General features: G+C 74.4%; 8 protein-coding genes. 3 read left to right on the top strand and 5 right to left on the bottom strand.

Features of this window, described 5'->3' with window-relative positions; all coding sequences use genetic code 11:
- Positions 1 to 312: 312 nt before the first annotated feature.
- Positions 313 to 1,374 carry a LacI family DNA-binding transcriptional regulator gene (locus FS641_RS07010; protein WP_260855721.1) on the bottom strand — a complete coding sequence of 354 codons (1,062 nt, stop codon included), beginning with the start codon at positions 1,372 to 1,374 and terminating at the stop codon, positions 313 to 315.
- A 113-nt stretch (positions 1,375 to 1,487) separates the two neighbouring features.
- Positions 1,488 to 2,189: a GntR family transcriptional regulator gene (locus FS641_RS07005; RefSeq protein WP_260855720.1), complete on the bottom strand. Its 702-nt coding sequence runs from the start codon at positions 2,187 to 2,189 to the stop codon at positions 1,488 to 1,490.
- Between the two features lie 152 nt (positions 2,190 to 2,341).
- On the opposite strand from FS641_RS07005, the gene FS641_RS07000 reads away from it, so the two are divergent.
- Positions 2,342 to 3,487, top strand: coding sequence for an MFS transporter (locus tag FS641_RS07000; protein ID WP_144762868.1), 1,146 nt, complete (start codon positions 2,342 to 2,344; stop codon positions 3,485 to 3,487).
- Between the two features lie 80 nt (positions 3,488 to 3,567).
- Here FS641_RS07000 and FS641_RS06995 read toward each other — a convergent pair whose 3' ends face one another.
- On the bottom strand, positions 3,568 to 4,716 hold the full coding sequence (locus FS641_RS06995) for a Vms1/Ankzf1 family peptidyl-tRNA hydrolase (RefSeq protein ID WP_144761963.1): 1,149 nt from the start codon (positions 4,714 to 4,716) through the stop codon (positions 3,568 to 3,570).
- 214 nt (positions 4,717 to 4,930) lie between these two features.
- Here FS641_RS06995 and FS641_RS06990 point away from each other — a divergent pair, with 214 nt between their 5' ends.
- Positions 4,931 to 7,921 carry a glycoside hydrolase family 2 TIM barrel-domain containing protein gene (locus tag FS641_RS06990; RefSeq protein ID WP_395879254.1) on the top strand — a complete coding sequence of 997 codons (2,991 nt, stop codon included), beginning with the start codon at positions 4,931 to 4,933 and terminating at the stop codon, positions 7,919 to 7,921.
- 149 nt (positions 7,922 to 8,070) lie between these two features.
- On the opposite strand, the gene FS641_RS06985 is transcribed toward FS641_RS06990, so the two are convergent.
- A complete protein-coding gene (locus FS641_RS06985) occupies positions 8,071 to 8,490 on the bottom strand; it encodes a DUF3151 domain-containing protein (protein ID WP_144761957.1) in 420 nt (139 codons plus the stop codon).
- A gap of 284 nt (positions 8,491 to 8,774) precedes the next feature.
- Between FS641_RS06985 and FS641_RS06980 the strand changes: the two genes are divergently transcribed.
- Positions 8,775 to 10,337, top strand: a complete 1,563-nt coding sequence (locus FS641_RS06980; protein ID WP_144761954.1) for an ABC-F family ATP-binding cassette domain-containing protein — start codon at positions 8,775 to 8,777, stop codon at positions 10,335 to 10,337.
- Here FS641_RS06980 and FS641_RS06975 read toward each other — a convergent pair.
- On the bottom strand, positions 10,334 to 11,029 hold the full coding sequence (locus tag FS641_RS06975; protein WP_144761951.1) for an SDR family oxidoreductase: 696 nt from the start codon (positions 11,027 to 11,029) through the stop codon (positions 10,334 to 10,336). The genes FS641_RS06980 and FS641_RS06975 overlap by 4 nt on opposite strands.
- Between the last annotated feature and the right edge of the window lie 23 nt (positions 11,030 to 11,052).

The following is an 11,052-nucleotide window of genomic DNA, read 5'->3' as shown; positions in this document are numbered from 1 at the left end:
CGCAAGCCCGCGAGCCGACGCCGCCCGCCGCCCGCCGCCGCCCGCCGGTCACGACTCCCCGCTCAGGTCTGCCGAGTGGCCGAGGACGGTCGGGCGGACGCTCGGCTGCTGACGAGTTGTGACACCTCGGCGATCAGCGGACGGGGTGTCGCGACCACTCGGGCTGCCGGAACGCCCGCGCCGCCCGCCCGCGGTTCCACAACCCGCCGCTCACGTCCGCCGGGGTTCCACGACACACCCGTCCCGCGCGTCGAGATGCCGCAATTGCGGAACCTCGACCGGCACGCGGGGCCGGGCACGCCCCCGCGCGGCTCACAGCGCCGGGGGGCAGCTCTCGCGCAGCAGGACCTCGACCGGCAGGCGGACCGACCGGGGCGGCCCCTCCGGTGCGTCGAGCCGGTCGACGATCGCCGCGACCGCCGCACGCCCGAGCTCCCCCATCGGCTGGTGCACCGTCGTCAGCCGCGGGGTCGAGAAGCGCCCCGCGTCGATGCCGTCGAACCCCGTGACGACGACGTCCTCGGGCACGCGGAGCCCGGCGGCGAGGAGCCCGTCGAGCACCCCGAGGGCCGACTGGTCGTTCGAGCAGACGATCGCCCGCGGTACCCCGTCGGCGAGCAGCGGCGCCACGAGCTCCCGCGCCCGGACCCGTCCGAAGTCGCCGTGCACGGTCCGCACCGACGACGCCTCGAGGCCGTGGTCCGCGAGCGCCGCCGCGAAGCCCGCCGCGCGCTCCTGGTCGTCCGGGGAGTCCACCGGCCCCGCGAGGTACGCGAGGGACCGGATGCCGAGCCGCCCGACCACGTGCGACACGACCGTACGCATGCCGGCGGCGTTGTCCACGCTGACCGAGTCGAACCCGTGCTCCCGGCGGTCCGCGGCGAGCACCACCACCGGCACGCGTCGGGCGACGTGCTCGAGCAGTTCGTCCGGCACGGTCTGCGCCAGGACCGCCAGGCCGTCGACGCGTCCGGCGACGTCGTTCACGATGACGTCCCGCGAGGGTCCGCGCCCGGCGGCGACCATGAGCGCCAGCCCGCGCTGCCACGCCTCGGTCTCGGCGCCGCGGAGCACCTCGTCGAAGTACAGGTTCGAGGAGAACGGCTGCGTCACGTGCCGACGGTCGTCGACCACCCGGACACCACCGTCCGTGACGAGCCCCGGTCGCTCGTCGGGCACCACGTCGAACCCGGGCAGGAGGAGCCCGACCACGCCGGTCCGCCGTCCCGCGAGCGCCCGCGCCGTGCCGGAGGGCACGTACCCGAGCGAGCGGATCGCGGCCTGAACGCGACCCCGTGTGCCCTCCCGGACCGCGTCCGGCGTGCGGAGCACACGGGAGACGGTGGCGATGGACACGCCGGCCGCGGAGGCCACGTCGTAGACCGTGGGTGGTGCGGTGCGTTGCTCCGGCAACCCGTGCCTCCCGTCGGTCCGGTGGTGTCGACGCGACCCGCCCCGACCGCGCACCATCCTAGGCACCGCCCGTGTCAGCGCTCGGTCGCGCCGACGATCGCCATCCCCGCACCGCGCAGGCGCCGGCGCTCCTGCGCGATCCACGCGAGCAGCCGGTCGTTCGTGCCGGCGACGTGCGCCGCGAGCATGTCGGCCGCCCGGTCGGCGTCCCCGGCGCGCACGGCGTCGAGGATCGCGCTGTGCTCCGCCCAGGCGGCGTCGCGGGCCTCCGGCGTGCGGACCTCGATCCAGCGGGTCCGCTCGAGCCGGGTGAGTGCGTCGGCGATCGCGTCGGTGATGAACCGGTTGCCGCCGAGCGAGGCCAGGTCGAGGTGGAACGTGGACCCCATCCGGATCCCGGCCTGCTGGTCGGGCGTCGGGCGCAGGGCGTCGAGGTGCGCGCGGACCTCGGCGAGCTGGTCCTCGGACGCCCGCGCGACGGCGAGCCGCGCCGCTGCCGGCTCGAGCACGCCACGGAGCTCGGCGAGCGAGGCGATCTCGTCGAGGTCGATCGGGGTCACGGTCCACGACCGCCCCTCGTGCAGGATGAGCCCCTCCCGCTCGAGCCGCGACAGCGCTGCCCGCACCGGGGTGCGGGAGGCGTGGAACCGCGCCTCGAGCCCGCGCTCCGAGATGCGTTCCCCCGGTGCGATGTCGAGCGTCAGGATCGCGCCGCGGAGGTTGTCGTAGAGCTGGGCCGTCTGCGACACGGGGGCGGCGTCGATCGGTTCGGTCACGGCACAGCAGCCTAGTGGCGGTCCCTCCGAGTTGGTATACCGTCTTGGTGTACCAATCGGTTCCGCACCGGAACGACCCCGGAGGGACGACTCCCGTGACGACCACCGCAGCCCGCCGGACCCCGACGCCGATCAGCGCCCGCGCCTGGACGATGCTCGCGCTCGGCGTCGCCGCGCAGGCGGCGGGGACGCTCGTGGTCTCGGCCCCGGCGCTGCTCATCCCGTACCTGCACGCGCAGGGCACGCCGCTGGCACTGGCCGGGGTCCTCGCGGCGGCACCGACGTTCGGCATGGTCCTGACGCTCATCGCCTGGGGAGCGGTCACCGACCGGGTCGGGGAGCGGGTCGTGATCGCCGGCGGCCTGGTCCTCACGACGCTGGCGGTCGTCGGCGCCTGGGCCGCGGCCGGGGACCCGGTGCTGCTCGGCCTCGCGTTCCTCCTCGGCGGGATGACCAGCGCGTCGACGAACGCGGCCAGCGGGCGGGTGGTCGTCGGCTGGTTCCCGAAGGAGCGCCGCGGCCTCGCGATGGGCATCCGGCAGATGTCACAACCGCTCGGCGTGACGCTCGCCGCGGTCACGGTGCCGCAGCTCGCCGAGGCCCACGGGATCCGGGCCTCGCTCGTGGCGCCGATCGTGCTGTGCGCGGTGCTCGCCGTGCTCTGCGCGGTCGGCATCGTCGACCCGCCGCGTCCGGCACGGTCGGCCGTCCCGACGACGGTGACCGACAACCCCTACCGGACGGACGGGTTCCTCTGGCGCGTCCACGCGGTGTCGGTCCTGCTCGTGGTGCCGCAGTTCACGCTGTCGACGTACGGCCTGGTGTGGCTCGTCGGACTCGGCTGGTCGACGCCGGCCGCGGGACTCCTCGTCGGGGCGTCGCAGTTCGTCGGGGCCGTCGGCCGCATCCTCGTCGGTCTGTGGAGCGACCGTGCCCGATCCCGGGTCGGCCCCCTGCGGGTCGTCGCGGTGAGCGCCGCCGCCGTGATGGGGGTCCTCGCACTCGTCGACGCGACGCACCTCGCCGCCGCCGCAGTCTTCCTCGTCGTCGCGACGAGCGTCACGGTCGCCGACAACGGTCTGGCGTACACGTCCGTCGCCGAGGCTGCCGGTCCGTTCTGGTCCGGCCGTGCCCTCGGGGCGCAGAACACCGGGCAGTTCATCGCGGCGAGCGCCGTCGGACCGGGGATCGGCGCGCTCGTGGGTGCGCTCGGCTTCGCCGCCGCGTTCGGGATCGTTGCGGTCCTGCCGCTCGCGGCGCTCCCGCTGATACCACGAGCGGACCGGTCGCACGACTGACGCTGGTGGCGCGCACCGACCCCGGACGGGAGGCGCGGCACCCGTCGGCACCGCGCCTGGCGTCCGCCATCCAGTACCGATCAGGCCGGGACGGTCGGTCCCACCGGCCAGCGGAGCAGCGCCGCGGCGGCGGCGCCGCCGGGCAGCGAGGCCGCGTTGACGAGCACGAGTTCCGCGTCGGTGAGGACCGCCGCGCGCACCAGCGCGCAGACGGCGGGCACGGGCCCGATCACCGGGACCCCGGCGGCCTGCTCCGGCGCGGTCGCGACCCACGGCGCCTCGGCGAGGGCGAGCAGCGTGCGGTCCCCCACGGCGACGGCGTCGAGCGCGACCGTCGCGCCCTGCGCCTGCTGGAGTGCCTCGACCACGGGACCGAGGCCGGTCACGGCCTGGTTGTCACCGCGGCCGACGTGGGTGCGGAGCGCGTCCTCGAGGTCGTGCCGGTGCTTCGCGATGACCCGGGCGAGACCGACACGGACGTGGTCGCCGATGACGTCCTCGTCGAATCCGCCGACGGGGACCTCGCTGACGATCTTCCTGGCCTCGGCGGACAGGCGTTCGACGAGCATCGGCCGGGCCTGCAGGTCGCCGGCGACGACGATGAGCGCCGGGCTCAGCCGGACGACGGCCCGGTCGACGGCGGCCGCGACCTCGGCGGTGTTCTGGCGCCACACTTCCTCGGTGCGGCCCTGCCAGCGCGGCTGCTTCCAGTCGCCGAAGCCGCCCTTGACCTTGTGCTGGTCGAACGTCTCCCCCGAGATGCGTTCCTCGTCGTCGGCGGTGGCGGGGTGCCCGAGCGTGAAGGCGCGGTAGCCGCCGCCGTCCTTGCCGACCTGGACGACGAGGAACGGCAGGTGGACGGGGCGGTGCGCCACGAGCGGCACGAGGTCGGGCACGGCGCCGACGCCGATCGACTCGGCGGCGTGCATGGGGCCGGGCAGCACCTCACTGAGGACGAGCTCGCCGTCGTGCACGAGCACGTACCGGGCCACCGGAGCGGGGACACCGGGGCTGTCCTCGAGTTCCCCGGCGATGACGTCGACGGCGGCGAGGTCGGAGCCCTGTGCGCGGAGTGCGTCCTCGACCCCGCGGAGCTTCAGCGCGGCCTGGCGTCTCGGGTCCTCGACGTTGCCGGAGGCGTCCACGTAGGCCCAGGCCCACGTGCCGCCGCCCTCCAGTCGCTGGCCCAGGGTCCGGTGCAGTTCGTTCGTGACGTTGGTCGACGTCATGGCAGCTCCTTCGGTCGGACGGAAGCAGGAGCTCGAGGAGCTCCTGCGCTCTCACGTTCCGACCACACTCCACCCTGACGGCCCACGATGACCAGACTCCTTCAGCGAACGCCCAGGGCGTCCCACGTCGCGTGCGTCGTCCCGCCGTGGTTGGCTTGTCTCGCACCCCGTGCGACGGCGCCGGGGCCGACGGAAGGACCGATCCCGGTTGACCATCCCAGACCTGGCCTCGACGGCCCCCGGCTCGGCGTCCCGTCTGGCACCGCGGGCATGGCTGCACACCGACGCTCCCGCTCTGTCCCTGAACGGGTCGTGGGACTTCCGGTGGTCCCCGGTCGCGGACGCGGCCCCGTTCGAGGACGAGGACGGGTGGGGAACGCTGCCGGTCCCGTCGCACTGGGTCCTGCACGGACACGGTGCCCCGATCTACACGAACGTGCAGTACCCGTTCCCGGTCGAGCCGCCGCACCCGCCGGAGGCGAACCCGACCGGCGACCACCGGCGGACGTTCGCGGTGCCGGCGTCCTTCGGCGACGCGGCCCGGGTGCTGCTCCGGTTCGACGGCGTCGAGTCGCACTTCCGGGTCTGGCTCAACGGGGACCTGGTGGGGTGGAGCACCGGGTCGCGGCTGGCGACCGAGTTCGACGTGACGGAGCTGCTCCGCCCGGGGTCGAACGAGCTCCGCGTGCGCGTGCACCAGTGGTCGGCCGCCTCGTACCTCGAGGACCAGGACCAGTGGTGGCTCCCCGGGATCTTCCGTGACGTCACGCTGCTCGCCCGACCGACCGCACCCGTCAACGACGTGTTCGTGCGCGCGGGGTGGTCTCCGGCGCCCGGCGACGCCGACCCGACACGGACCTCGACGGGCACCGGCACCATCACGTTCCCGACGCTCGACGCGGTGTTCCCCGTGCGGTTCGCCGTGCCGGACCTCGGCGTGTCCGTGGTGTGGCAGTCACCCGAGGACGTCGCCCCGATCGCCGTCGAGGGCGTCGAGCCGTGGAGTGCCGAGCTGCCGCGGCTGTACGACGCGACGGTGACCTCGGGCACCGCTGCCGGCGGGACCGAGGGCGGCGAGACCGTGTCGCTCCGGCTCGGCTTCCGCACGGTGCAGATCGTCGGCGACCGGTTCCTGGTGAACGGCGAACGGGTCGTGTTCCACGGCGTGAACCGCCACGAGACGCACCCCGAGCGTGGCCGGGTGTTCGACGAGGCGCACGCCCGTGCGGACATGGCGCTCATGAAGCGGAACAACGTGAACGCCATCCGGACCTCGCACTACCCGCCGCACCCCCGCGTGCTCGACCTGGCCGACGAGCTCGGGTTCTGGGTGGTGCTGGAGTGCGACCTCGAGACACACGGGTTCTTCTTCCTCGACTGGCAGGGCAACCCGTCCGACGACCCCGCGTGGGAGGACGCCTACCTCGACCGGATCGCGCGCACCGTCGAGCGGGACAAGAACCACGCCTCGATCGTGCTGTGGTCCCTCGGCAACGAATCAGGCACCGGGCGGAACCTCGCCGCGATGTCGAACTGGGTGCACGCCCGCGACCCGGAGCGGCCCGTCCACTACGAGGGCGACTACGCCGGCGAGTACACCGACGTGTACTCGCGGATGTACCCGACGCTGCAGGAGACCGAGTCGATCGGCGGTGGCACACCCACGCCGCTCCTCGGGTGCGGCCCCGCCGAGGCGGCGCGGCAGCGGTCGAAGCCGTTCCTGCACTGCGAGTACGTGCACGCGATGGGCAACGGCCCCGGGCAGATCGCCGAGTACGAGGCGCTCGTCGAGCGGTACCCGCGGCTGCACGGCGGCTTCGTGTGGGAGTGGCGCGACCACGGGCTCCTGACGCACACCCCCGACGGCACGCCGTACTTCGGGTACGGCGGGGACTTCCACGAGGTCGTGCACGACGGCAACTTCGTGATGGACGGACTCGTCCTGCCCGACGGCACCCCGACGCCGGGGCTCGCGGAGTTCGCGGCGGTCGTCGCCCCGGTGCGCCTGTCGTTCGGTGGGACGACCGTGCTGATCGAGAACCGGTACCACTCGGCGTCCACCGCGGGACTGCGGTTCCGGTGGACGCTGGCCCGCAACGGCGTCGTCGAGGCCACCGGCCGCCTGGCACCCGGCGTCGTCGCCGCCCGTGCCTCCGCGACCGTGCCCGTCCCGCCCGAGGTGCTCGACGCGGCGACCGGTCCGGTCGCTCCGGGCGAGGAGCTGTGGTTCGACGTCGTCGCCGAACTCGCGGGACCGACCGCGTGGGCGGACACCGGCCACGTCGTCGCCCGCGCCCAGACGCTCGTCGCGGCCCGCGAGGCGGAGGCCCCACGGGCCTCCCGGCAGGGCTGGGACGGCGACCGGCTCGGCGAGGCGACGTTCACGGCGCGGGGCGACCTGTCCAGCTGGAAGGGGCACGCCGTGGCGGGTCCCCGGCTCGAACTCTGGCGTGCGCCGACGGACAACGACCGCCTCGCGTCGCAGGGCGGCTACGAGACGGCCGACCCGGTGCTGACCCACGGCGTCGGCGACCCCGACGCGCCGGCGTCGGCGACGAAGTGGCTGCAGCACGGCCTCGACCGGCTGACCCACCGGCTGGTGTCGGTGTCCAGGACCGAGCACGGGCTCGTGCAGCGGGTGCGGGTCGCCGCGGCGGCCAGTGGTGCCGGCGTCGACGTCACCCACCGGTGGACGCTGACCGACGACGGACTGCTGCTCGCCACCGAGGCGGTGCCGTACGGCACGTGGGGCATCACCTGGCCGCGCATCGGGGTGCGCATCGACCTGCCGGCCTCGCTCGTCGCGGAGTCGGCGGAGTGGTTCGGGACCGGGCCGCTCGAGTCGTACCCGGACTCCTCGCACGCGGCGCACGTCGGCGTGTTCGGGTCCCCGGTGTCCCTGCTGACGGTGGACTACTCGATGCCGCAGGAGACCGGGCACCGGCCGGACCTCCGCACGCTGCGGGTCGGCCCCTTCACGGTGTCGTCGGTCGGACCGCGGCGGACCGGCTTCACGCTGACGCCCTGGACGGCGCAGCAGGTCGGCCGGGCGCAGCACCCGCACGAGCTGCCCACGCCGGACGCGCTGTACCTGTACCTCGACGCGGCGCAGCACGGACTCGGGAGCCGCGCGTGCGGGCTCGACGTGCTGCCGGAGCACCAGCTCTGGCCGGCGACGACCGCGTGGAGCGTGCTGCTGGGGTAGACGCGGGCCGGGCGCGGGCACCGGGCGGGCGCGGGGCGGGCGCGGGTCGCGCCGGCGGGTTCGCACCCCGCTACGGACATCGCACCCCGTCCTGCCGGGGTGCGATGTCCGTAGCGGGGTGCGATGGACGGAGGGCGCTCGCGCTCCCGCTACGCCGACAGCGCCGGGATCACCGCGGGGTCGGCGCCGTCGAGGAACTCGGTGAGACGCTCGGGCTCGCCGGGCTCCTCGATCGCGATCGCGGCACGACGCAGGGCGAACAGCGCCCGCAGCACGCCACGGTTCGGCTCGTGCGACCACGGGACGGCACCGGCACCACGCCACCCGGCCTTGCGGAGCGCGTCGAGTCCGCGGTGGTACCCGACGCGGGCGTACGCGTAGGACTCCAGCGTCGCGCCGCGCTCCCACGCTTCGTCGGCGAGGAGCGCCCACGCCAGGCTCGACGACGGGTGCGACACCACCACGCTGGCGACGGGGGCGTCCGCGGCGAGCGCCGCGGTCACCTCGGGTTCGGCGGGGAGCAGGGTCTCGGGGTTGCTCGACGGGGTCGGCAGCAGGTTCTCGGGCATGCCTCCACCCTGTCATCCCTTGCGGCCGTCCGGGAACGGGCTTACCGTGGAGGGCACTCCGTCGTGACCGCGGAGCAGCGGGGCGGGAGACCGACCGCCGGCTCGGGTCACGGAAACGGGGGTGAACCGACGGAAGAAGTCGCCTTGCGCGTGATCACCGGTACTGCGTCCTCGCAGCAGCTGCCCCTGCGCTGACACCGTGATCGCGCCCGACTCCGTCGGGTGACCGCCGCCCTCGCGGCCGACGGTGTCGTGCGCCCGCAACGACATCCGGAGGCACCCCCATGCCCGCGAACCCCTCGGTCGTCCTGCACGACCTCACCTTCACCTGGCCAGACGGCGGCACCGTCGTCGACCACCTCTCCGGCGCCTTCGGACCGGGCCGCACCGGCCTGGTCGGGAGGAACGGGGCCGGCAAGTCCACACTGGTCCGGCTCGTCACCGGTCGGCTCCAGCCCACGTCGGGCACCGTCACGACGTCGGGTCCCGTCGACCTCCTCCCCCAGCGGTTGCAGACCGGTCGGGACGACACCGTCGCCGACCTGCTCGGGGTCGGCGACCAGCTCCGCGCGCTGCGCGCCGTGCTCGGCGGCGACGCGGCACCCGAGCACTTCGACGTCATCGGCGACGGTTGGGACGTCGAGGAGCGGGCGGCGGCCGTGCTCGACCCGATCGGCATCGACGTGGACCGGCCTGTCGCGACGCTGTCCGGCGGTCAGGCGGTCCTGACCGCCGTCGCGGGCATCCGACTGCGACGGTCGCCGATCGCGGTCCTCGACGAGCCGACGAACAACCTCGACCGACGAGCGCGCACGATGCTGCTCGACATGGTCGACGCCTGGCACGGCACGCTCGTCGTCGTCAGCCACGACCGGGAACTCCTGGAACACGTGGACGAGGTCGCCGAGCTCCGCGCCGGGTCGATGACCGTGTTCGGCGGGACGTTCAGCGCGTTCGAGGAGCACCTCGCCGTCCAGCAGGCCGCGGTCGAGCGCGAGGTCCGGGTGGCCGAGCAGCGGCACCGCACCGAGAAGCGGCAGCGCATCGAGGCGGAGACGACGATCGCACGGCGGGCGAAGGCTGGCGCGCAGGCCGGTCGGTCGATGCCGAAGATGTTCGCGAACGAGATGCGGAAGCGTGCCGAGGCGACCGCCGGCAGGATGCGGGTGGGCGTCGCGGACGACGAGGCCGCGGCCCTGGCGGCGAAACGCGAGGCGCAGTCCCGGCTCCGGGTCGACGAGTCCCTCCACGTCGAGCTCCCCGACCCGGGCGTGCCGGCGTCACGGCGGATCGCGACGATCACGGTCCACGGGCGGAAGACGGTCGTGCAGGGGCCGGAGCGGGTCGCGGTGGCCGGGGACAACGGCGTCGGCAAGACGACGCTGCTCGACCAGCTCGTCGGGCTCCCGACGGCGCGGGAACACCCGCTGCCGGGGACCCGGGTCGAGGCGCACGTGGAGCACATCGGGTACCTGCCGCAGCGGAAGGACGGTCTCGACGACGGAGCGAGCGTCATCGAGAACGTCCGTCGCGGTGCACCCCACGTCGCCGATGCCGTGCTCCGGAACCGTCTCGCGCGCTTCCTGGTGCGTGGGGACACGGTCGACCGGGCTGCCGGCACGCTGTCCGGCGGCGAGCGCTTCCGCGTCGCGCTGGCCGGCCTCGTGCTCGCCGACCCGCCGCCACAGCTGCTCGTGCTCGACGAGCCGACGAACGACCTCGACATGACGAGCGTCGACCAGCTCGTCGACGCGCTCGGGGCCTACCGCGGGGCCGTCGTGGTGGTCAGCCATGACGAGACGTTCCTCGACCGGCTGGGCCTGGACGAACGGCTGCAGCTCCCCTAGCGCTTCCGGGTCGGCCGGATCGAGAGCATCTCGACCGTGCCCCGCTCCGGCAGGTCGACGACGGTCCGCACCGCATCCGCGACGTCCTCCGGGGCGAGGAAGTACTCGGTGTCGTAGGTCTCGCCGAGCTTCTCCGTCAGCGCCCGCTGCATGTCCGAGTCCGTCCGACCGGGGTGCACGCTCGACACCCGCACGCCGTTCGGACGTTCCTCCTCGCGCAGGGCGTCGGTGAACGCGCGCAGGGCGAACTTCGACGCGCCGTAGACCCCACCGCCCGGGCCCGACACGAAGCCCGAGCCGGAGTTGATCGTCACGACGATGCCCCGTGACGCCCGGAGCGCCGGCAGCGCGAGGCGGGTGAGCTCGGCGACGGCGAAGACGTTCGTGGCGAAGACCGTCTCCCACGTGGAGCGCGGTGTGTCGCCGATCCGGGTGCCCTGCTCGACGCCGGCGGAGTGCACGAGGACGTCGAGCCGCTCGGGGAGCGCGGGGACCTCGCCCGCGCCGAGATCGCCGACGGACGGCGCGGCGCTGGGGAGCGATGCGACGACCGCCGCGACGGCGTCAGCGGACCGCCCGCCGACGAGCACGTGGTGCGTGCGGCCGAGGTCGGCCGCGATCGCGCGGCCGATGCCGCGGGTGGCTCCGGTCACCAGGGCGACCGGACGGACGGGAGGCTGATGTGTCGTCACGCAGGCCAGCCTACGGACGCCGC

It is taken from the genome of Curtobacterium sp. 9128, from assembly GCF_007673775.1.
Lineage (GTDB): Bacteria > Actinomycetota > Actinomycetes > Actinomycetales > Microbacteriaceae > Curtobacterium.
The sequence above is the reverse complement of the archived record's forward strand: the minus strand, read 5'-3'. Positions and strand labels throughout refer to the sequence as shown.

Excerpts from the sequence above, each read along its gene's own strand:
- FS641_RS06995 (WP_144761963.1), bottom strand. The coding sequence starts at position 4,716 with ATGACGTCGACCAACGTCACGAACGAACTGCACCGGACCCTGGGCCAG.
- FS641_RS06980 (WP_144761954.1), top strand. The coding sequence starts at position 8,775 with ATGCCCGCGAACCCCTCGGTCGTCCTGCACGACCTCACCTTCACCTGG.
- FS641_RS06985 (WP_144761957.1), bottom strand. The coding sequence starts at position 8,490 with ATGCCCGAGAACCTGCTGCCGACCCCGTCGAGCAACCCCGAGACCCTG.
- FS641_RS07000 (WP_144762868.1), top strand. The coding sequence starts at position 2,342 with ATGCTCGCGCTCGGCGTCGCCGCGCAGGCGGCGGGGACGCTCGTGGTC.